This is a genomic window from Nonomuraea candida, from assembly GCF_000725485.1.
Classification (GTDB): Bacteria; Actinomycetota; Actinomycetes; order Streptosporangiales; family Streptosporangiaceae; genus Nonomuraea; species Nonomuraea candida.
On record NZ_JOAG01000027.1, the window covers coordinates 203,024 to 224,412 of the forward strand.

The window sequence follows — 21,389 nt, forward strand, 5'->3', positions numbered from 1 at the left end:
ACAGCGGCCCTCACGGGGGCGGGCTGCCGGTCGAGCCGAACCGGGGGCGGGTCACGGGGGCGGGCTGCCGGTCGAGCTGAACTGGGTGCGGTAGAGCTCGGCGTAGAGCCCGCCGCGCGCCAGCAGCTCCTCGTGCCCGCCGCGCTCGGCCACGCGCCCGTCCTGCACGACCAGGATCTCGTCGGCCTCCCTGATCGTGGACAGCCGGTGCGCGATGACCAGCGAGGTGCGCCCCTCCAGCGCCGTCTTCAGCGCCACCTGCACGGCCGCCTCGGACTCGGAGTCGAGGTGGGCGGTGGCCTCGTCGAGCACGACCACGCGCGGCGCCTTGAGCAGCAGCCTGGCCAGCGCCAGCCGCTGCTTCTCGCCTCCGGACAGCCGGTAGCCGCGGTCGCCGACCACGGTGTCGAGCCCGTCGGGCAGGCTCTCGACCAGCTCACCGATCTGGGCCGCGCGCAGGGCCGCCCAGATCTCCTCCTCGCTCGCGCCCGGCCTGGCGTAGCGCAGGTTGGCCCCGATCGTGTCGTGGAAGAGGTGGGCGTCCTGCATGACCACGCCGACCGTCTCGCGCAGCGAGTCGAGCGTGGCGTCGCGCACGTCGAGCCCGTTGATCCGCACCGCGCCCGCGTTGACGTCGTAGAGCCGGGACACCAGCGAGGTGATCGTGGTCTTGCCCGCCCCGCTGGGCCCGACGAGCGCGATGAGCTGCCCCGGGGCGGCGGTGAACGACACGCCCTTGAGCACCGGGTAGGAGGGGCCGCTGTCCTGTCTGGCCACGGACTCCAGCGAGGCCAGCGAGACCTCCTCGGCCGACGGGTAGCGGAAGCCGACGTCGTCGAACTCGATCGTCACCGGCCCCCCGGGCACCGGCACGGCGCCGGGCTTCTCCGCCACCATGGGCTTGAGGTCGAGGATCTCGAAGACCCGGTCGAAGCTGACCAGCGCGGTCATCACGTCCACGTGCACGTTGGACAGGGAGGTGAGGGGGCCGTACAGGCGCATCAGGAGGGCGGCCAGGGCCACCAGCGTGCCGAGCTCGAAGGCGCCGGAGACGGCCAGGACGCCGCCGATGCCGTAGACGAGGGCGGTGGCCAGCGCCGCGATCAGGCCGAGCGCGACCCGGAACACGGTGCCGTACATCGCCACGGTCACGCCCACGTCGCGCACCCTGGCCGCCCGCGCGCCGAACACCTCGGCGTCGTCCTCGGGCCGGCCGTAGAGCTTGGCGACCATGGCGCCGGCCACGTTGAAGCGCTCGGTGGTGACCGAGCTCATCTCGGCGTCGAGCTCCATCTGCTCGCGGGTCAGGACCGACATGCGGCGGCCGACGTATTTCGCGGGCACGATGAAGATCGGCAGCAGCACCAGCGCGACCAGCGTGACCTGCCACGACAGCGCCAGCATCGCGGCCAGCACCAGGACCAGGCTGACCACGTTGGAGACGACCGAGGACAGGGTGCTGGTCAGCGCGCGCTGGGCGCCGATCACGTCGGTGTTGAGCCTGCTGACCAGCGCGCCGGTCTGCGCGCGCATGAAGAACGCGACCGGCATGCGCTGCACGTGGTCGAACACCTCGGTGCGCAGGTCGTAGATCAGCCCCTCGCCGATGCGCGCGGAGAACCACCGCTGCGCCAGCGTCAGCCCGGCGTCGACCAGCGCGAGCGCGGCGATCGCGACGGCCAGCCAGACCACCACGCCGGTGCGGCCGGGCAGGATGCCGTCGTCGATGATCGCCTTCATCAGCAGCGGGTTGGCCACCACGATCACCGCGCCGGCCACGACGAGCAGCAGGAACGCCGTGATGTGCCGCACGTGCGGGCGGGCGTAGCCGGCGATGCGCCGCACGGTGCCGGGGCGCAGCCGCTGCTTGGTGACCGAGCCGTCGCGCCGCAGCGACATCATCATGCCTGGGCCGAAGCCGCCACCCATCATCGACATCCGGGCAATCCCTTCTTCTCCGCGAGGACAGCGCCGCCGGGGCGCACGGGATTCCCGGCTCCGCTCACCGCGAAACTCCCCCGTCCGGAGCGGCGCCGCGTCACCCGCGCCGGTTGGCCGCGTGGCGCGCGTCCCCCGGCCCGAACTGCGCCGCGTGGCCCCCGGCCCGAACTGCGCCGCGTGGCGCGTGGCCCCCGGCCCGAGCTGCGCCGCGTGGCGCGTGCCCCGGGCCCGAACTGCGCCGCGTGGCCCGCGCCGGATGTGCTCCGGGCGCGCTCTGAGGCGGCCGCTGAGGGCCGCCGGGCGGTCACCCGACATATCCGGTCCCATCACCCCGATACGGGCGGCATGGCCCGTCAGGGCGCGGCGGCGGGCGGAAGGCGCTCACCACCGGCGCACGTCAGCCGGAAGGGTGTTGAGCATTCAATCAGCCGAAGAGCGCCTTGATCCGCGCCGCCTGCTCGATCCCCTCGGCCCTGCTCTGCTCCTCCAGGGTGCGGCCCTGCGCGCCCTGGAGGAGCCGCTTGGTCGCCGCCGCCGCGTCCCGGTTGGTGGACAGCAGCTGCTCGACCTTTTCTCGTGTCGCTTGCTCCAGGTCGCCCCCGGCGACCACTCTCTCGGCGAGGCCGATGCGCATGGCCTCGTCGGCGTGCACGGTCCTGGCGGTCAGGCAGATGTCGATCGCCTTGGCCAGACCCACCAGCTCGACCAGGGGCTTGGTCCCCGTCAGGTCGGGCACCAGGCCCAGTGCGGGCTCTTTCATGCAGAACGAAACGTCGTCGGCCACGATCCGCAGGTCGCAGGCGAGCGCGAGCTGGAACCCCGCGCCGATCGCGTGCCCCTGCACCGCGGCGATGGATACGATCTCCGGGCGGCGCAGCCACAGGAAGCCCGCCTGGGCCCGCCTGATGCTCTGCTCGAAACTCGCGCCGTCGCTCTTGGCCGCCGAACCGAACGAGCCCTGTCCGGGCACCCCTTCGGCTGTGAACATTCGCAGGTCGATGCCTGCCGAGAAGGACGGTCCCTCACCTTTCACGACGACGACGCGCACCCGCTCTGGCAGGGTCTCGCCGATGCGAGCCAGCGCCGACCAGGTCGCGAACGTCTGTGCGTTGCGCTTTTCCGGCCGGTCGAGCGTGATCGTCGCTATCTCACCGTCCACCTCGAAGCGAACTCCGCCCTCTGCCATGGCAGGGTCGTCGCCCGCGTTCCCCCCGTGCTGTCGCGCCTGCGCTTCCGCCATCGCCCACTCCCGTCATCCGGAATGCTGACCGTCGCGCCCGAGCCTACAGAATATCGTTCTGGCCCGGGCGCGACGGCGGCTGACTAGGGACGGGCGGCTGCGGTCGCACGTTCCGAGGCGGCCGTCAGCGCTTGGACTTGCCTCGGGTCGCCCCGCCGCGCCCGCGCAGAGTCACACCGGACTCGCTCAGGATGCGGTGGATGAACCCGTAAGACCGACCGGTAGAAGCGGCGAGCGCGCGGATGCTTTCGCCCGCGGCGTAGCGCTTCTTGAGATCGCCGGCCAGTTTTTCCCGGTCGGCCCCGGTGACCCGGGTGCCCTTCTTCAGTGTCTCGGCCACGAGTACCTCCTGTAGTGCCGGACTTCCGCAGCGTTACTCCGCCATGATCAGTCATTTCAGCGGGATCGGCTACCTACTCCACGGGAAAAGATCCGTACCCACTCAAATTAAGATCAGGCAAGTGCCACAAGATCGGAAAATTCGTCGCTCCATGCGTCTTCAGTTCCGTCCGGTAGCAAGATCACCCTATCCGGTGACAGGGCGTCAACGGCACCCTCGTCATGTGTGACTAGGACGATTGCTCCTGAATACGACCTCAGAGCGTTGAGAACCTGCTCGCGGCTGACCGGATCGAGGTTGTTCGTGGGCTCGTCGAGAAGCAGGACATTGGCGCTCGACAACACCAGCATCGCCAGCGCCAGCCGGGTCTTCTCGCCGCCCGACAGCACTCCGGCGGGCTTGTCGACGTCGTCGCCGGTGAACAGGAACGAGCCGAGCACCTTGCGCAACTCGGTGTCGGTGAACTCGCCGCCCGCCGAGCGCATGTTCTCCAGAAGCGTACGGTCGGCGTCGAGCGTCTCGTGCTCCTGGGCGTAGTAACCGATCTTGAGCCCGTGGCCGGGCTTGATCTCGCCGGTGTCGGGCGTCTCGATCCCGCCGAGCAGGCGCAGCAGCGTGGTCTTGCCGGCGCCGTTGAGCCCGAGGATGACGACCCTGTGACCTCGGTCGATGGCGACGTTGACGTCGGTGAAGACCTCCAGCGAGCCGTAGGACTTCGACAACCCCTCGGCCGTGAGCGGCGTGCGGCCGCAGGGCTGCGGATCGGGGAAGCGCAGCCGCGCCACCTTGTCGCTCTGGCGCTCCTCCTCGGTGCCCGACAGCAGCCGGTGCGCGCGCCGCATCATGTCCTGGGCCGCCTTGGCCTTGGTGGCCTTGGCGCGCATCTTGTCGGCCTGCGCCAGCAGCGCGCCGGCCTGCTTCTCGGCGTTGGCCCGCTCGCGCTTCCTGCGCTTCTCGTCGGTCTCGCGCTGGGCCAGGTAGGCCTTCCAGCCCACGTTGTAGTGGTCGATCGTCGAGCGGTTGGCGTCGAGGTGCAGGACCTTGTTGACCGTGGCTTCAAGAAGCCCGACGTCGTGGCTGATGATCACCAAGCCACCTTGATGACTGCGCAAAAAATCGCGAAGCCAGCCGATTGAGTCGGCGTCCAGGTGGTTTGTGGGCTCGTCGAGAAGGAGAGTTTCAGCCCCGCTGAAAAGAATTCGCGCCAATTCCACCCGCCTGCGCTGACCGCCGGAAAGCGTTTGCAGCGGCTGGCCGAGCACGCGGTCGGGCAGGCCGAGGCTGGAGGCGATGGAGGCAGCCTCCGACTCCGCGGCATAACCGCCCAGGACATGCATCTGATCTTCGAGCCGGCCGTAACGCCTGACGGCCTTCTCCCGGGTGCGGTCGTCGGCGGAGCTCATGCCGAGCTCGGCCTCGCGCAGCTGGCGGATGACCTCGTCGAGGCCGCGGGCGGACAGGATGCGGTCGCGGGCCAGCACCTGCAGGTCGCCGGTGCGCGGGTCCTGGGGCAGGTAGCCGACGCTGCCGGTGGTGGTGACGGTGCCCGCGGCGGGCAGCCCCTCCCCCGCCAGCACCTTCGTCAGCGTCGTCTTCCCCGCGCCGTTGCGGCCGACGAGCCCGATCTTGTCGCCCGGGTTGACCCGGAAGGAGGCTTTCTCGATGAGCAGACGCGCGCCCGCGCGCAGCTCGATATCATTGGCAATGATCATGGTGACCGGAACACTCCCGAGCTAGGAAACGAGGATTGGGGCGTGCGACGCCGGTCAATCGGGAGTATGCATACCGATCAGTGTAAGGGCCCCGGCAGGGGCGTCACCTCTCGTTATCGATCCTCCAGGTGCTCCCCGATCAGCGCCAGATTGTGAATGGCGGCCAGGCCGTACTGCGCGGCGTCGTTGGTGGTGACGAACACCGCCTCGCGCACCGGATGCGGCACCCGCGGCCCCTCCACCAGTGACGTCTCCCAGACCTCGCGCTCCAGCAGCGGGTTGCGGTTGAGCTGGTCGCCCTCGCCCAGGCGGAACTTGCGCCACGCCCACGCGGCCAGGCCGGCGTCGCCGGTGCGCGCCGCCGCGTACGCCGTGAGCCGGCTGTGCGCCTGGATCAGCGAGATCCCGCTCAGCCGCCGCCCCACCTCCGCCTCCTGCCGCTCCGGCGGGGCCAGGTAGAGCCGGCAGTACTCCAGCCACGCCGCCTCGAACCCGGGCACGCCCAGATCCAGCGCGATCAGCTCGGCGCAGATCTCCGGCAGGCCGAACAACGACGACAGGTGCGAGATCGAGATCTGGTCGCGGGAGGTGTCGAAGCGGCCCGACTCCAGGTCCAGCCGCGCCTCCCCGGTCAGGAAGCGGCGCGGCAGGGCGGCGATGCCGGCCATCGTGCCCAGCAGCCGGTCCCTGGCCCGCTCGTCCCCGTGCCGCTCCCATCTGGTCAGCCAGGCCGCCGCGAGCGAGCCCCAGTCGGTGCCGAGCCCGACCGACAGCGCCGACGGGTCGGGCGTGTAGACGTCCTCGCGCACCTTGCGCAGCGGATCGACGGCCAGGAACGTCTCCTCGGGGACGCTGAGCTCGTCCATCAGGTCGCCGGTGCGCTCGTCGGCGGTCAGGTAGTAGTAGAAGCGCCGGTAGGCGGCGTTGGAGATGCGCAGCTGCTTGCAGCTGCAGCCCCAGTGCTGCACGTTGTGCCGGCTGCCCAGCCCCTTCCACGGGCCCAGGTGATAGACGTCCACCTCGCCGGTGTGGCGGGTCATGGCCTCGGCGAAGCGGAAGACGTCGGCCCGGCCCGTGCGCAGGAACTGCAGCCACAACCACAGGTCGGGCGACAGCTCCGAGTTGTCCCAGGCGTAGCCGCCGACGTCGTAGCGCCAGGTGTGGCGGTCGGCGTCGTAGGTGTGCATGACGTCGCCGTAGTCCCAGAAGCCGTACCAGCGGCGCTGCTCGCGCTCGCGGACGTACAGGTCGAACAGGAAGTCCAGCCGCTCCTCGATCTCGGCGCGCGCGGGCGTGGAGCGGTCGGGCAGGCCCCAGACGCCGAACACGCCGGCCGCGCGCACCCGCTCCGGGCTCGCGACCAGCAGCCCCGGCTCGTTCATGGCGGCGGCGTGCGCGGCCAGCTCGTGCGCGGCGGGCGTGGCGTCGTGCACGCGCAGGCTCAGCTCGTGCGTACGGGCGATGCCGCGCGGGTCGCCGAACCCCGGCTCGTAGTCCTCATAGGTGATCTCCAGGCCCTCCAGCTGCTCGGCGAAGGTGTCCTGGCCCAGGCCGTCATGGTAGAAGCGCAGATCCATGGCGGGCGCGGACGGCGACCACAACCAGACGGTCGCCGTGGCCAGGCCGGTGGCGGCGTTCCTGACGTCCAGGCGGGTGGGGTGCAGCCGCCAGAAGTCGCGCAGCCCGAAGCCGAGGCCGCCGCTGACGCCGCCGACGTAGCCGTACCCCTGGGAGCGGGCGCCGGCCGGGATCGTCACCCAGGCGTGGCCCTCCTTGGTGCGCTTGCGCAGCGTGTAGCCGTCGGCGGAGCCCTGGTCGAGCGTGTAGTCGTTCCAGGTGGGGACGAGGTGCAGGCGGCGGGCGACCTCGGGGGCGAGCGCGCCCGCCGGGCGGCCCTCGACCTGGGCGCGGCGCGCGGCCGCGCCGGGGTCGAGGCGCAGGCCGGTCAGCCCGCGCACGGCCTCGGTGAGGAAGCCCTCGCTCCCGGCCAGGCGGACGTGCCGGTCGTGCGGCTCGTCGCGCATCACCACGTCGGCGCGCAGGCCCAGCCCGGCCAGGAAGTCGCGCCCGGGGTCGCCGTCCCAGACGAAGGTGTGCAGCAGGCGCACGTGCTCGGCGCCGGCGTGGAAGTACAGCCGCACGGTGAACGGCAGCCAGTCGCCGTGCCGGCCCTCCAGCCTGACCACGGCCCGCACGGGGCCGTCCTGCTCGACCGTGACGCTGTCGACCACGCCCGCGCGCCGCTCGCGGGCCGGGTGCCCGCCCTCGTCGGGGGTGGGCTCCGGCTGGCGGAGGCTGACCAGGCGCACGTCCCTGACGATCTCGCGGCCGCCGCGCGCGATCGAGCGGGCGACCGTGCCGCCGCCGATCCGCCAGGTGACCACGCCCGTGTCCACCACCAGGTCGCCGCCCTGGCGGGCCACGGTGACGGCGGCGGGCGCGAGGGGCACGGGGGGTACGGCGGCCTCGCGGCCGGGTTGGAGCCGGTACGCCGTGGCGGGCGGCCCGGCGCCGATGGCGTGGGCCGACCACTTGACCGAGCCGTCCGGCCAGGTCGCGGTGACCCAGCTCTGCACCGGCACCGGCCGGCCGGCGGCGTCGGTGAGCGCGAACGGCGTGCCGCGCGCCACCGTGCCGCGCGGCCACGGGACTCCCCAGGTCGCCCCCTGCTCCCCCGGCCGGTCCAGCCAGGTCAGCTCGGTGACGCCGGGCTCCTCCGGCCGGTCCGGCGAGTCAGGCACGGCGGTCGAGCCGGGCGCGGCGGTCGAGCCGGGCGCGGCGGTCGAGCCGGGCGCGGCGGTCGAGCCGGGCGTGGCTGGCGGGGTCACGTCCGGCTCCTCCGGCCGGTCCGGCGGGGGCGGCGCGGTCACGTCCGGCTCCTTCGGTCGGCGGGTCACTCCTTGACCGATCCGATCAGCACGCCCTTGACGAAGTGCTTCTGCAGGAACGGGTAGAAGCAGAGGATGGGCAGCGTGGCGATGACCACGACGGCGAACTTCAGCCCCTGGGTGGGGAAGAACACCGTCTCCAGGGCCGACAGCGCGTTCTGCGCGTCCGCGCCGGTGAGCTGGCGCACCAGCACCTGCAGCGTCCACTTGCTGGAGTCGTCGATGTAGAGCAGCGGCGACATGTAGTCGTTCCAGATGCCCACGGCGTAGAACAGCGAGAACGTCGCGATGATCGGCTTGGACAGCGGCAGCACGATCTTGAAGAAGACGCCCATCTCCGTGCAGCCGTCGATGCGCGCCGCCTCCTCCAGCGCCTCGGGCAGCTCCTGGAAGAAGCTCTTGACGATGATCAGGTAGAACGGGTTGATCGCGAGCGGCAGGATCAGCGCCCAGTAGCTGTTGAGCAGCCCCAGGTCCCGCACCACGAGGTAGGTGGGGATGATGCCGCCGCTGAACACCACCGTGAAGATCACCAGGTTGAGCGCCAGGGTGCGGCCCGGCAGGTACCTCTTGGCCAGCGGGTAGGCCATCGTGAGGGTGAGCGCGACCTGGACGACGGTGCCGACGAGCGTCACCCCGATGGTCGTGAGCAGCGCCCTGACGAACACGTCGGTGGCGAAGATGTACTCGTAGGTGCTGGTGACGAACTTCTCCGGCCACAGGAAGAACGTCCGCGAGGCGATCTCCGACTCCGAGGCGAACGACCCGGCCAGCACGTACAGCAGCGGCAGGAGCGTGATCAGTCCCAGCCCGACGAGCACGGCGATGTTGACCGCGTCGAAGACGCGGCTGCCCACAGAGCGGTATTGGTTGACGGACATGGCGCTCCTAGAACAGGCCGTTCTGGCCGAGGCGCTTGGCCAGCCAGTTCGAGCCGAAGATCAGCAGGACTCCCGCCACGCCCTTGAACAGGCCGACGGCGGTGGCGTAACTGAACGCGCCCTGGTTGATGCCGACGTAGTAGACGAAGGTGTCGAAGACGTCGGCGGTGCTGCGGTTCAGGTTGTTGGTCATGAGCCAGATCTGCTCGAAGCTCATGTCGAGCAGGTTGCCGGACATGAGGATGGCCATGACGACGATCGTGGGGCGGATCGCCGGGAGGGTGACGTGCCACAGCTGCCGCAGGCGGCCGGCGCCGTCCATCCTGGCCGCCTCGTACAGGTCCTGGTTGACCCCGGCCAGCGCCGCGAGGTAGATGATCGTGGTCCACCCGGTGGTCTTCCACAACGTCTGCAGGATGATGATCGGCCGGAACCACTCCGGCTGCGCCACGTAGTCGACCTTCGTCCCGCCCAGGAACTCGTGCACCCAGCCGGCCAGCACGCCGTAGTCGACGGAGAACAGGATGTACGTCAGCGACGCGACGATCGTCCAGGACAGGAAGTGCGGGATGTAGATCAGCGACTGCACCGAGCGCTTGACGATGTTGATCCGCAGCTCGTTCAGCATCAGCGCGACGATGATCGGCGCGGGGAAGACGAAGACGATGTTCAGCAGCGCCAGGAACAGCGTGTTGTACATCAGGCGGTTGAAGTCGGGACCGGTGAACAGGTCCACGAAGTGCTTGAAGCCCACCCACTCGCTGCCGTTGTAGCCCAGGAACGGCACGAAGTCCTGGAAGGCGATCTGCAGGCCGCGCATGGGGACGTACTTGAAGACGAGGAAGTACGCCAGCCCGGGGATGAGCATCAGGTACAGCCAGCGATAGCGCCACAGGGCGCGGGCGGCCCTGCCGGGCTCGCGCCGGGGCGCCTTGGCCGCTCTGACCGGTGGCGACGCCAGGTCGGTGGCCACTCGGCCTCCTTTCTCGTGGAGGGGCCCGGCCCGGGCCCCTCCGCCTCACATCACTGGCCGAGCTTCGAGACCAGGTCGTTGATCTCCTGGGCGATCTGGGTGCCGCCGCCGTCGTACCACCGCTTGATCTCCGCCTTGAGCTGCTCCTCGGTGATCTGGCCGGCGAGGTACTTCACCCGCGCGTCGGTCACGATCGGGTTGAGCGTGGCGCCCTTGGCCACGGCCGTCTCCGAGATCACCGGCAGGCTCGGGTCCCAGACGGCCGTCTTGAGGTCCTCGGCCACCCGCTCCTTGCGCTCGGCCAGGTCCTTGCGGTACGGCTCCTCCGGCGGCACCCGCTCGTAGGCGATGCCCGTGGTGCCGGTGCTGGCCTGGGTGCCGAGCTGGATGAAGGCCTTGTCGACGTCGTCCTGGAGCTGCTTGACCTTGGGGTCGTCCTGGTTGATGAGCACGGCCTGGCCGTTCTCGACCTTGAAGTTGCGGCCCTCGATGCCGTTGGTGAGCAGGATCTGGCCCTCCTTGCTGGCCATCTTGTCGAGGGTCTTCAGCAGCTCGTCGAGCTGGGCCTCGGTGCGCACCCGCTGCTTGGAGACGGCCAGGATGTCCTTGTAGCCGCTGAACGGCAGCGAGAACTTCTTGCCGTCGGGGCGGGCCAGGTTGCCGACCGTCAGCACCTTGTCGCCGTAGGTCTTCGGGTCCTGCTCCTTGAGCAGGTCGAGCAGCTGGGTGGTGCGGACGTCGACGTCGATGATGATGCCGCCCTTGCCCTGGACGAACGGGTCGTTCCACTTGGCGGTGTCGAGCGTGTTCCAGTCGGGGTTGACCAGGCCCTCGTCGATCATCTTCTTCATGAAGCGGTTGGCCTCGAAGAACTCGGGCGTGTCGAACTCCGGCACCATCTTGCCGTCGCGCTTGCCCCAGTTGTTCGGGGCGCCGAACCAGACGTCGATCGCGTTGAACGGGCTGGAGGCGGCGAAGCTGACGCCGGGCCACTTCGGGATGATCAGCCCGTAGGTGTCCTTCTTGCCGTTGCCGTCCGGGTCCTTCTCGGTGAACGCCTTGGCGATCTCGTACAGGTCGTCGGTGGTCTTGGGGGCCTCCAGGCCGACCTTCTCCAGCCAGTCCTTGCGGATCATCACCGCGGAGCGGAGCTGCGGCCGGACCCGGTACGGGCCGTAGACCTTGCCGTTGATCGAGGAGTTGAGCAGGATCTTGGGGTCGCCGACCAGGTTGGGATAGTTCTTGATCTTCTCGGTGAGGTCCCAGAACGCCCCGGCCGCCGCGGCCTTGCCGAACGCGGGGGCCTTGGGGTCGACCACCATGACGTCGGGGATGTTGTCGGAGGCCAGCGTGACGTTGACCTTCTCCTGGTAGTCGGCGTTCGGCACCCAGGTGACCCGGATCTTCTTGCCGAGGAACTTCTCGACCGCCTGGTGCAGCTCGCCCTGGGGGTTGGGCGCCGTGCCGAACAGCTGGGTCATGAAGGTGATCGTGCCGTCGTCGGCCTGGCCGGACGTGCCGCCACCGGTGCCGGAGCAGGCGGAGGCCAGCAGGGCGGTCGTTAGCGTTAACACACCAGTGATGAGCCGGCGGTTACGGGGTGCGCTCATGAGTTCCCTTTCGAATGCAGGCGCGCCTCGTTCTCCTGGAAGAAGCGCAGGCAGAGCCACGTGTTGAGATAGATCCAGGCGCCGACGCTGATCAGTGGCGCGAGGACGGGCACCGCCGCGGTCACGTAGGCGATCGCCCAGAGCGCGAACAGCAGCAGCACGGTGGAGGCCGGCCGGGTCAGCGCGAGCAGCGACGCCTTCGGGATGTAGGCCCACAGCGGCAGCTCGTAGTGCGCGTACAACGGCCCGATGTACGCGCCAACGGCCGCCAGCACGAGCAGCGCGGCGAATGTCGCGACCCGCAGCGCGCCCGATCCGGGGCCGAGGACGGAGAAGTACAGGTAGTTGCCGACGAGCGCGACGGCGAGCAGCGCCATCGGCAGCACCAGCAACGAGGCCCGGACGAACTCCCGCCGGTAGACGGTCCAGAATTCGCGCCAGACCTGAAACGATTCATTCCGAGCATGCCGCCGGGCCAGCGTGTAAGCGGCGACGGTGGCGGGCCCGAGCCCGAGAATCACGCCTCCTGCGAGGGTGAAGACGAGCCAGATCAGGTTCAGGCGAGCCGCCCAGATGAGTTCTGAGCAGGCAGCTTGAATCCTGAGGGACATGGCGGGGTGGTTCATCCGGCACCACCTTTCGTGGCATGTGCACGGATAACGGGGGTGGAGTGTTGCACCGTGGTTCCTGCCCAGTTACCAGCGAGTGAACGGCGGTTGCTGCGAAATTAGTGTTGAATCGACTCAAAGTCAATGACGAGATACGCGGAGATTTGCGTACTCTCCGATCATCGGCGCCATCTGCCGGAAGCCGACCTTGCCTCCTGCCAGGGCGGGACCGCCCACGGAGCCGTCGTCCTGCCAGCGGAACGAGACCAAATCGTTGATTGCGAAGCTCACCGCGCCCGCCTCGACCTCCAGCCGCATCGCGTAGGGCCCCTGCGCGTCCAGCACGGCCGGCAGCGGGTCCGGCCCCTGGGCGACCAGGTGGAAGCCGTGGCTCTTGCGCAGGTTGCAGGTGTGCAGGGCCCGTTCGGAGGCCCACATGCGGCGGAAGTAGGACACGTGGTAGGCGTCGATGTCGCCGTGGTGGTACTGCTCGTAGGGGCCGGTGCGGGGGGCCAGGCCGGGGTCGAACAGGTCCCGCCCGTCTCGGCCCCTGGCGTGGAAGAACATGATGGCCAGCCCCGGCTCCCTGACCGGCCAGAAGTCCCATTCGATCCGCACGTCGGCGGGGAGGTCCACGGGACACCACAACACCAGGTTGGCCGCCTGCCCGTCGGAGGCCGGCCGGCGGCTCTCCAGCCGGAGCCTCCCCTGGGGGAAGGAGGTCGCCCCGTCCCCCTCCATCCGGAATCCGGCCAGGTCGCCGGGGCCGGCGAGGGGATTGCGATAGAGCTCGGTCACGATTTCTGCTCCTTGGGGCGTTCGGGGGTGGACCGCGCAGAAGGCGACCCGGCCGGAAAGGGCGCGGGCCGATACGAAAAACGCAGGCTCCAGCCAGGAAGCGGCACGAAAAGCGCAGGCTGAAGTCAGGGAACGGCACGAAAGCGCAGGCCGCAGCCAGAGAATGGCACGAAAGCGCAAGCCTCGGCCGGAGACCGGCGCGGGGACAGCAGGCTTCGGCAGGCGGGTCAGGTGTCGCGGCGCAGCGCGCTGGACTCGCGGATCACCAGGTCGGGCTGGAAGATGACCTGCCGGTGCCGATGCTGCTCGGGGTCGGACACCTCTTCCAGCAGCAGGTCGATGGCCGTGCGCCCGAGCAGCTCCCTGGGCTGCCGGACGGACGACAGCGGCACGGCCGCCGCGGCGGCGAAGTCGATGTCGTCGTAGCCGATGATGGCCAGGTCCTCGGGCACGCGCAGGCCGTGCGAGGCCATCGCCTGTAAGAAGCCCAGCGCCATCATGTCGTTGGCGCAGAAGGCGGCCGTCGGCCGTTCCTCCGGGGGCAGCGCGGCGACGCGCTCCCCGATCGCCCGCCCCTCCGCCACGGTGAGCGCGGGCGCGGTGACGGTGAGCAGCTCGACGGCGCCGTCCGCGGCGGCGACCGCCCCGGCCACGCCGGCGTGCCGGTCGGCCACCTGTTTGACCGACGGCGGGCCGCCGACGAAGACGATGCGCCGGTGCCCGCGCTCGATGAGGTGCGCGCCGGCGATCTGGCCGCCCAGCCGGTCGTCCACGGCGACCGAGCACTGCAGCCCGGTGGCCGGGCTGTCGACCAGCACCACGGGGGTGCCCCGGGCGACCAGCCCCTCCAGCCAGGGGTTGTCCATCTCGACCGGGGTGATCAGGATGCCCAGCACCCGCTGCTGTTCGAGCTGGTCGAGGTGGCGGCGCTCGCGGCCGGGGTCGCCGGCGCTGTTGCAGAGCACCACCATCGAGTCGTGCTCGTCGGCCACCGCCTCCGCGCCCTGGGCCACGTCCACGAAGAACGGGTTGGCCACGTCGAGCACCACGAGCCCGACCGTCCTGCTGCGGCCCACCCGCAGGTGGCGGGCCACCTCGTTGCGGACGAAGCCGAGTTTTTTGATCGCTTCGAAGACGCGTTCGCGGGTGGCGGGGGCCACGATCTCGGGGCGGTTGAGCACGTTGCTCACCGTGCCCACTGAGACGCGCGCCAGCTGCGCGACCTCCTTGATGTTCCTGGTCGCCATCGATCCTCACGAGGCCGTGCTGCTGAAAGGGGGGCGGAACTGCGCCGCTCCGGATGTCACGCCGGACGCGGTGCGCCGGGAAGCGCAGGACCCGCCAGGTCGGGCGGCCCGCCGGGATGCGGTCGCCGAGAGCTTCGGCTCATCATAGCCGCATTCAAGATTGTTTTGAATCGTCTCAACGACGCGGAACGGTCACGCTCCGGAGCCGGGCGGCGGCGTGGCGGCGTGACCGGAGGCGGCGTGACCGGAGGCGGCGTGACCGGAGGCGGCGTGACCGGAGGCGGCGTGACCGGAGGCGGCGTGACCGGAGGCGGGGGTGGCAGGTGAAGACGTTCAGCAGGTGGACGAGGTCCGCCACGCCGACGTCCGGCCGCATCGATCCCTCGGCCTGGGCCCGGCGCACGAGCTCGGCGAGCCGCGTCACCCACCGCTCCCGCTCCCGCGCGAACCCGGCCCGGCCCGCCAGCGCCTCTTCCGGCAGCACCGCCAGCGCGGTGGACAGCGCCGCGCGGCCGGGCTCGGCGGCCCAGGAGACGAAGTCCCCGATCGCGGCCCAGGCGTCGGGAGCGCGGCCGGCGGCGGCCTCCAGCGCGTCGGCCATCGTGTGGACGTAGTGGTCGCCGAGGGCCGCGATGAGGGCGTCGCGGTCGGGGAAGCGGCGGTAGAGCGTGCCGACGCCGACGCCGGCGCGCCTGGCGATGGCCTCCATGGGCGCGTCGACGCCGCGCTCCGCCACGACCTCGGCGGCCGCTTCGACGATCTTGCCCAGGTTCCGCCTGGCATCCGCGCGCATGTGCGACTCCCTCGGGACCGAAGTGGACGATGCGATTCCGCTTAGTGTACCGTCCAGCGAACCGGAACCTGAGATTCCACTTATGGAGGCTGCTCATGATCGTGGTGACCGGCGCCACCGGCGCCATCGGCCGCGCGCTCGTGGCGCGGCTGCGCGGGCACGACGTCCTCGCCGTCGTCCGCCGCCCCGCCGACGACCTCGGATGCCCGTACACCCTGGCCGACTTCGACGAGCCCGAGAGCATCGGCCGCCTGCTCTCCCCCGGCGACCGGCTCTTCCTCAACAGCTCGCTCTGGCCCGGGGTCGTCGATGCCCAGCGCGCGGTCATCGACCTGGCCGCGCGGGCGGGCGTCGCCCGGGTCGTCGCGGTCTCGGTGCGGCACGCCGCCCCCGGCGCCCGGCTCGGCATGGGCATGCACGGCCTCATCGACGCCCATCTGCGCGCGTCGGGCCTGCCCTGGTCGATCCTGCAGCCGAGCGGCTTCATGCAGAACCTGCCGCGCGACTTCGGCGACGGCGTCATGTACGGCTCGTACGGCTCCGCCCCCGTCAACTACATCGACACCCGTGACATCGCCGACGCCGCCGCGGCCCTGCTGACCGGCAGGGCCGGTGCCGCCGGTGCCACCGGTGCCGCCGACGTGGCCGGTGCGGCGGCCCCGGGCCGCGACCACCTGCTGACCGGCCCCGCGTCCCTGTCGCACGAGCGGATCGCCGAGGAGGTCGGCGCGTTCCTCGGCCACCCGCTCCGCTACGTGGACCTGCCTGTCCCGGAGATGGCCGCCCACCTGGAACGGCAGGGCCTGCCCGGGCCGCAGGCCGAGGACCTGGCCCGGCTGATGGCCGAGATGGGCGACGGAAGCTGGGCCGAGGTCACCTCGGAGGTGCGGGACCTGACCGGCCACCCACCCCGCCCCCTGTCGGCCTTCCTGGCCGACCACGCGTCCGCCTTCCGCCGATGAGTCACACCTGACCGGGCCGCCGACGGCAATCTCTCCCCGGATGGGCTGGCCACGCCGCCGCCTCCTACGGCGTCCCCGGCGGTTCGGAGGAGCCCTTCACCCCTCGCGAGCCCTTCTCCTGCGCCGTCACCGAGGAGGAGGACTGATCCGGGTCGGTCACGCGGATGCGTACGGCTCTGAACAGGGCGGGCGTGTCACGCAGCACCGCCAGCCGCGGATCGGGCACCACCAGGAACGGCTCCCGCTCCAGCGCGAGCAGGGGGGCCAGTCGCCGGTCGGCCCGCAGGCGGTCCATCGCGCGCCGGTCGCCGCCGAGCACCACCGCGTCCAGGTCCCCGAGGTGCGGCGTCAGCACGCGCACCGCCGTCTCCACCGCGTCGTCGAGCGCCTGGGCGGCCTGCTTGCCGCGGCGGCGGGCGAAGCGCTGCTGCGACCAGCCGCCGGCCGCCGTGCGGCCCTGGACCAGCCGGGAGCCGACCTTGGAGGCCACCAGCGCGGTGCCGTGGAAGACGCCCGCCGCGTGGCCGCCGAGCCGTACGAGGAACACCCCCACCTTCCGCGCGGCTCCCGCGTGGGCCACGAGCCGGGTCACGTGGGGCGGGCCCGGCGGCGTCATGGGCGGGAAGGGCACGTGCAGCTCGGCCAGCGCGCCGTCGGCGGCCGGCAGCCGCACGACGCGCTCGTCACCGGAGGGGGTGAAGGGCCCGTGGCGGGCGGCGAACCCGTCGATCCACGGATGCAGGCGCTCCGGCGGCACCGTGACCCACCGGCCGCCGCCCCTCGCCGGACGCGCGCTCATGCCCGAAGGCTAGCGGAGACCGCCCGCCCGCCTCCTCCCGGGCACCCGTCCCGACCTCCGCGACACCCGCGACACCCACGCCCCCGCCCCCGCCCCTCAGGGCCGTCCCCGACCGCCGTGACACCCGCGTCCTCGCCCCTCGGAGCCGCCTCGCGCGGGAACCGCCCCTCGCGGGCACCGCCCCGGGCGGGCACCGCCCCGGGGCGGGCACCGCCCCGGGGCGGGCACCGCCCCGGGCGGGGGCGCGGTGCCCGCGGGGAGGGAGCGCCCGGGGAATCAAAGCGGAAATATGGGTAAATTCTGTTTCGCGGGGCTTCTGCGACGGCTGTGCCTGGAGCACCATCTGTACGTGTCCTCCCTGCTCACCAGCCCCCTGGTGGACCTCGACTCCGGGGCCGTGATCGCGCACCCCGCCGTCGTGGACCCCACCGGCACCCTCAGGGCCGCCCCGCTGCCCATGGTGCTCGAACTGCCGGTACGGGTGGTGCTGTCGGGCGCGGGCGCGCTGGCTCCGCTGCACGAGGCGCTGAGACGGGCGGGCAGGCATCCCCGCGAGGCCATCCTCCTGCTCACCGGCCCGTGCCACGAGCAGGACCGGCCGCTGCTCAAGGTGGGGCTCGACAGCCTGCGCACGATCGGGTACCTGCTCGGCTTCGCCGACGTGGGCACCACGGGCGCGGCGATGGACCTGATCACGGACGCGTCCCCGTACGTGCTGGCCCTGGACCCCGAGGTGGTGGCGCGCATCCCCGGCGACCATCGGGCCGCCGCCGTGGCGCGGGCGGTGGCGACGCTGGCGCGCGGCATCGGCGCGCACGTGATGGCGCCGGGCGTGGAGCGCGAGGCGCAGGTGGCGGTGGTGCGCGGCCTGGGCGTGCGTCTCGCGCACGGCCCGCTGCTCGCGCCGGGCCCGGACGGCAAGATCCGGGTCCCGCTGCCGATCGCCGACGAGTCGGCCGCCTCGGTCATGCTCGGCCCCCGGGTGCAGGAGCTGCTGCTCCCGGCCGTGACGCTGCCGGTGGAGGCCAAGGCGGAGGAGGCCGTGGCGGCGTTCGGGCAGGAGCCGACGATCACCAGCGTGATCCTGGTGGACGAGTTCCAGCGGCCGAAGGGCAGCCTGGACCGCAGCAGGTTCCTGCTGTCGTTCGCGGCCCGTTACGGCCACGCCCTGCACGGCTCGAAACCGGCCCAGCGCCTGGCCGACCCTCCCCGTACGGTGCCGCGCACGACCCCGGCCATCGCGGCCATGCAGGCGGCCGGCCGGGACGCGGCCCGCGTCTACGACGACCTGGTGGTCACCGACGAGCTGAACCGCTGCCTGGGCATCGTGCGCGTCTCGGACCTGATCAGGCAGGTGACCGCGCTCAGAAGCTGACAGGGGCCGGCCTGATGGGTACAACGCGAGCATGCTGAACCGACGGGCCCTGCTCGGCGCCGGGCTGCTCACCGGCGTGGCGGCCTGCACCGCCGACGCACCCGCGCCCCACGCCTCCCCCCTCTCCGGCGCCTCCGGGCGGGGCGGGTTCGACCCGGGCGACTGGGCGTCCGTGCGGGCCCAGTTCCGGCTCGACCCCGCCTACGCGCAGTTCGCCGCGTTCGTGCTGGCGCCCGCGCCGGCGCCGGTCCGGCGATCGGCCGGGACCGGGTGTGGCGGCGCACTCAGGAGCTGGCCGGGCGGCTCAAGACGGGGCTGGCGGAGATCGCGCACGTGCGGCCGGCCACGCCGCTCTCGCCGGAGCTGTCGGCGGGGCTGGTGTGCTGCTCGGTGGCCGGGATGGAGCCGTTCGAGGCCGTGCGGCGCCTGCGCGCGCGGAAGGTGGCCGCGAGCGTGACGCCGTACAACCCCTCGCTACTGCGCTTCGGCGCCAGTATCGTGATCAGTCCCGAGCAGGTGGACCAGGCCGTCAGGGCGATGGAGGGGCTGCGATGAGCTGGGACGAGCCGTACGGGCCGTTGATCGGCACCCGCGTCCGCGTGCTGACCTGGAACGTGTGGGGCGAGTCCGGCCCCTGGGCAGAGCGCGCGGGACGGATCGAGAAGCTGGTGGGCGAGCTGGCGCCCGACGTGGTGGCGCTGCAGGAGTGGGCGGGCCGGCGGCTCGGCTACGAGCACGCGGCGGCGGCGCCCGGATGCGCGATCCTGTCCCGCTGGCCGATCACCCGGCACGAGGACCGGGAGCTGCCGGTCGGCCCGGACGCGGTCGTCCCCGAGCGGGCCGGCGGCGCCCGGCCGGGCCGCGCGCTGTTCTGCGAGCTGGCCGGGCCGCGCGGCCCGGTGCAGGTGTTCAGCGTGCTGATCGGCTCGTTCCGGCTGGACGAGTCGGCGGTACGGCAGGCGCAGGTGCGGGCGCTGGCCGCCTTCGTGGCGGAGGTGACCTCGCGCAAGCACGTCACGCTGGTGTGCGGCGACTTCAACGCCCCGCCCGACAGCGACGAGCTGCGGATGCTGACGGGGCGCAGCGCGCCCGCGGCGCCCGGCCTGGCCTTCTACGACGCGTGGGAGGTCGCCGGCGACGGCGGCCCCGGCCACACCTGGAGCAACGACAACCCGTGGGCGCGGCCGGGGTTGCTCCCCGGCCGCCGCTTCGACTACGTGCTGAGCGCCTGGCCACGGGCGGGCGGCGCGGGACATCCCGTGCGCTGCGAGGTGGTGGGCGACGGCCCGGAGCCGGCCTCCGACCACTACGCTGTCCTGGCCGAGCTGCGCTACTGAAGAGAGGCGGAGGACGGGGGTCAGGCCACGCGGGTCACCAGCCCCGTGTCGAGGCTGTAGTGGGCGCCGATCACGGTGGCGCTGCCGTAGAGGAGGGGGTCGGCTCGGAGGAACGAGACGGTGCGCCGGATGTGGGCGTGCACCATGGGCTCGACCCGGCCGTCGGTGACGGCGTAGGCGGGTTCGAGCGCTTCGACGATCGCGGGCAGTTCGCCGGGCAGGGTCACCCGGCGGCGTAAGGCCCGGGCGGCGGCCGTGACCGCGCCGCAACGCTGGTGGCCCAGGACGACGACGAGGCTGGCGCGCAGGTCCTGGGGACCGTACTGGACGGCGGCGGTGACCAGGGGGTCGAGGGTGTGCGCCGCCGTACGGACGACCAGCAGGTCACCGAGGCCGACGTCGAAGACGACCTCGGGCGGGACCCTGGAGTCGATGCATGACAGCACCACCGCGTGGGGCGACTGGCCCGTCGCGACCTGCTTCCTGCGCCGCCGGTCCTGGTGCGGGCGGTGGGACCGGCCCGCCGCCCAGCGCCGGTTGCCCTGTTCGAGTAAGGACCACATTTGCTTGGCGGAACCACGCCAAGCGACCGATTCGTTACGCACGGCTGCGATATGCCCGCCCGGCCGGTGACCTAGCGGGCAGATCTCAGAGGCGGCAGGCGTAGATGTCGGTGACCAGAATGGCTCTTGCGCCGATGTCCCAGAGCTGGTCCATCACCTGCTGGTGGCCCTTGCGGCGGACCATCGCGCGCACGGCCACCCAGCCCTCGCGGTGCAGCGGCGAGACCGTGGGGCCCTCCATGCCGGGCGTCAGGGCGATGGCCTCCTCGATGCGCTCGGCGCGGATGTCGTAGTCCATCATGACGTAGTCGCGGGCCTGCACGACGCCCTGGAAGCGGCGGACGAGCTGGCCGACGCCCGGCGTCTCCGGCGCGCTCTGCCGCTTGATCAGCACGGCCTCCGACTTCATGATCGGCTCGCCGAACACCTCCAGGCCGACGTTGCGCAGCGTGGTGCCGGTCTCGACGACGTCGGCCACGGCGTCGGCCACGCCGAGCCTGATGGCCGTCTCCACGGCCCCGTCGAGCTTGATCACGCGGGCGTCGACGCCCTGGTCGGAGAGGTATTTGTCGAGCAGGCCGGCGTAGGAGGTGGCGATGCGCCGGCCGTTGAGGTCGTGCACCGACGTCATCGTGCCCGCCGCGGCGGCCAGCCGGAAGGTGGAGGCGCCGAAGCCGAGCGACATGATCTCCTCGACGGCCGCGCCGGAGTCGATGAGCATGTCCCTGCCGGTGATGCCCACGTCGAGGGTGCCCTCGCCGACGTAGACCGCGATGTCGCGGGGCCGCAGGAAGAACAGCTCCCAGCCGTTGGCGTCGTCGACGACGACGAGCTCCTTGCTGTCTCTGCGGGACCGGTAGCCGGCCTCCTTCAGCATGTCCTGGGCGGCCTCGCTGAGCGAGCCCTTGTTGGGTACTGCCAGACGCAGCATGTCTTCAGGTCCTTACCGTGTGTCTGCCTTCCGCCATCTCCTGGTCGCGGGCGCCCGCGGCGCCCTAGAGATGCTTGTAGACCTGGTCGAGGCCGATGCCCTTGGCGATCATGAGCACCTGCACGTGGTAGAGGAGCTGGGAGATCTCCTCGGCGGCCCTGTCGTCTGACTCGTACTCGGCGGCCATCCAGCTTTCGGCGGCCTCCTCGACGACCTTCTTGCCGATGGCATGGACGCCGGCATCGAGCGCGGCCACGGTGCCCGAGCCCGCGGGCCGGGTCCTGGCCTTCTCTGACAGCTCGGCGAACAGCTCTTCGAAGGTCTTCATGGTCTCTCTCGTCGATCGGATGACGTGCCTGTCAAGCCTAGTCTGCGTCAAGGGGTGACGCCG

The 21,389-nt window shown here is 71.5% G+C and carries 20 protein-coding genes; 4 read left to right on the forward strand and 16 right to left on the reverse strand.

Translation table 11 applies throughout. The features are described from left to right. Positions 1–51: 51 nt before the first annotated feature. The 12 genes from IO39_RS25810 to IO39_RS25865 form a co-directional block, all read right to left on the reverse strand. A complete protein-coding gene (locus tag IO39_RS25810; protein ID WP_043628083.1) occupies positions 52–1,938 on the reverse strand; it encodes an ABC transporter ATP-binding protein in 1,887 nt (628 codons plus the stop codon). A 427-nt stretch (positions 1,939–2,365) separates the two neighbouring features. Then, on the reverse strand, positions 2,366–3,127 hold the full coding sequence (locus IO39_RS25815; RefSeq protein WP_043628348.1) for an enoyl-CoA hydratase/isomerase family protein: 762 nt from the start codon (positions 3,125–3,127) through the stop codon (positions 2,366–2,368). Positions 3,128–3,305: 178 nt separating this feature from the next. Next, positions 3,306–3,521, reverse strand: a complete 216-nt coding sequence (locus tag IO39_RS25820; RefSeq protein WP_020547488.1) for a helix-turn-helix domain-containing protein — start codon at positions 3,519–3,521, stop codon at positions 3,306–3,308. A gap of 113 nt (positions 3,522–3,634) precedes the next feature. Then, positions 3,635–5,233 (reverse strand): ABC-F family ATP-binding cassette domain-containing protein, encoded by a 1,599-nt coding sequence (locus tag IO39_RS25825; RefSeq protein ID WP_043628086.1) that lies wholly within the window; start codon positions 5,231–5,233, stop codon positions 3,635–3,637. A gap of 113 nt (positions 5,234–5,346) precedes the next feature. After that, positions 5,347–8,103, reverse strand: a complete 2,757-nt coding sequence (locus IO39_RS25830; protein WP_084773492.1) for an exo-rhamnogalacturonan lyase family protein — start codon at positions 8,101–8,103, stop codon at positions 5,347–5,349. 23 nt (positions 8,104–8,126) lie between these two features. Further along, positions 8,127–9,002: a carbohydrate ABC transporter permease gene (locus IO39_RS25835; protein WP_043628087.1), complete on the reverse strand. Its 876-nt coding sequence runs from the start codon at positions 9,000–9,002 to the stop codon at positions 8,127–8,129. A gap of 7 nt (positions 9,003–9,009) precedes the next feature. Further along, complete coding sequence (locus IO39_RS25840) at positions 9,010–9,975, reverse strand: ABC transporter permease (RefSeq protein ID WP_043628089.1); 966 nt, start codon at positions 9,973–9,975, stop codon at positions 9,010–9,012. Positions 9,976–10,025: 50 nt separating this feature from the next. Next, positions 10,026–11,549, reverse strand: coding sequence for an extracellular solute-binding protein (locus IO39_RS25845; RefSeq protein ID WP_245642234.1), 1,524 nt, complete (start codon positions 11,547–11,549; stop codon positions 10,026–10,028). 32 nt (positions 11,550–11,581) lie between these two features. Next, entirely contained in the window at positions 11,582–12,211 is a 630-nt protein-coding gene (locus tag IO39_RS25850; RefSeq protein ID WP_245642236.1) for a YesL family protein, read from the reverse strand. Between the two features lie 123 nt (positions 12,212–12,334). Next, entirely contained in the window at positions 12,335–12,991 is a 657-nt protein-coding gene (locus IO39_RS25855; protein ID WP_211267163.1) for a DUF1961 family protein, read from the reverse strand. Positions 12,992–13,218: 227 nt separating this feature from the next. Beyond that, positions 13,219–14,238 carry a LacI family DNA-binding transcriptional regulator gene (locus IO39_RS25860; RefSeq protein WP_043628091.1) on the reverse strand — a complete coding sequence of 340 codons (1,020 nt, stop codon included), beginning with the start codon at positions 14,236–14,238 and terminating at the stop codon, positions 13,219–13,221. 175 nt (positions 14,239–14,413) lie between these two features. Further along, positions 14,414–15,031 (reverse strand): TetR/AcrR family transcriptional regulator, encoded by a 618-nt coding sequence (locus tag IO39_RS25865; protein ID WP_084773495.1) that lies wholly within the window; start codon positions 15,029–15,031, stop codon positions 14,414–14,416. Positions 15,032–15,126: 95 nt separating this feature from the next. On the opposite strand from IO39_RS25865, the gene IO39_RS25870 reads away from it, so the two are divergent. Then, complete coding sequence (locus IO39_RS25870; protein ID WP_043628093.1) at positions 15,127–15,993, forward strand: NAD(P)H-binding protein; 867 nt, start codon at positions 15,127–15,129, stop codon at positions 15,991–15,993. 64 nt (positions 15,994–16,057) lie between these two features. Here IO39_RS25870 and IO39_RS25875 read toward each other — a convergent pair whose 3' ends face one another. Then, positions 16,058–16,792, reverse strand: a complete 735-nt coding sequence (locus IO39_RS25875) for an acVLRF1 family peptidyl-tRNA hydrolase (protein WP_169789114.1) — start codon at positions 16,790–16,792, stop codon at positions 16,058–16,060. Between the two features lie 349 nt (positions 16,793–17,141). Between IO39_RS25875 and IO39_RS25880 the strand changes: the two genes are divergently transcribed. The 3 genes from IO39_RS25880 (at position 17,142) to IO39_RS25890 (ending at position 19,504) form a co-directional block, all read left to right on the forward strand. Next, positions 17,142–18,167 carry an EAL domain-containing protein gene (locus IO39_RS25880; RefSeq protein ID WP_043628094.1) on the forward strand — a complete coding sequence of 342 codons (1,026 nt, stop codon included), beginning with the start codon at positions 17,142–17,144 and terminating at the stop codon, positions 18,165–18,167. Between the two features lie 270 nt (positions 18,168–18,437). Continuing rightward, positions 18,438–18,722 carry an aminotransferase class V-fold PLP-dependent enzyme gene (locus IO39_RS25885; RefSeq protein WP_043628096.1) on the forward strand — a complete coding sequence of 95 codons (285 nt, stop codon included), beginning with the start codon at positions 18,438–18,440 and terminating at the stop codon, positions 18,720–18,722. Then, entirely contained in the window at positions 18,719–19,504 is a 786-nt protein-coding gene (locus IO39_RS25890; protein WP_043628098.1) for an endonuclease/exonuclease/phosphatase family protein, read from the forward strand. The genes IO39_RS25885 and IO39_RS25890 overlap by 4 nt, the downstream gene beginning before the upstream one ends. 20 nt (positions 19,505–19,524) lie before the next feature. Here the strand turns inward: IO39_RS25890 and IO39_RS25895 are convergent, their stop codons facing one another. The 3 genes from IO39_RS25895 to IO39_RS25905 form a co-directional block, all read right to left on the reverse strand. Continuing rightward, entirely contained in the window at positions 19,525–20,067 is a 543-nt protein-coding gene (locus IO39_RS25895) for a carbonic anhydrase (RefSeq protein WP_043628099.1), read from the reverse strand. An 85-nt stretch (positions 20,068–20,152) separates the two neighbouring features. Further along, positions 20,153–20,998 carry an ATP phosphoribosyltransferase gene (hisG, locus tag IO39_RS25900; RefSeq protein WP_043628101.1) on the reverse strand — a complete coding sequence of 282 codons (846 nt, stop codon included), beginning with the start codon at positions 20,996–20,998 and terminating at the stop codon, positions 20,153–20,155. Between the two features lie 64 nt (positions 20,999–21,062). Further along, positions 21,063–21,326, reverse strand: a complete 264-nt coding sequence (locus tag IO39_RS25905; protein ID WP_043628104.1) for a phosphoribosyl-ATP diphosphatase — start codon at positions 21,324–21,326, stop codon at positions 21,063–21,065. Between the last annotated feature and the right edge of the window lie 63 nt (positions 21,327–21,389).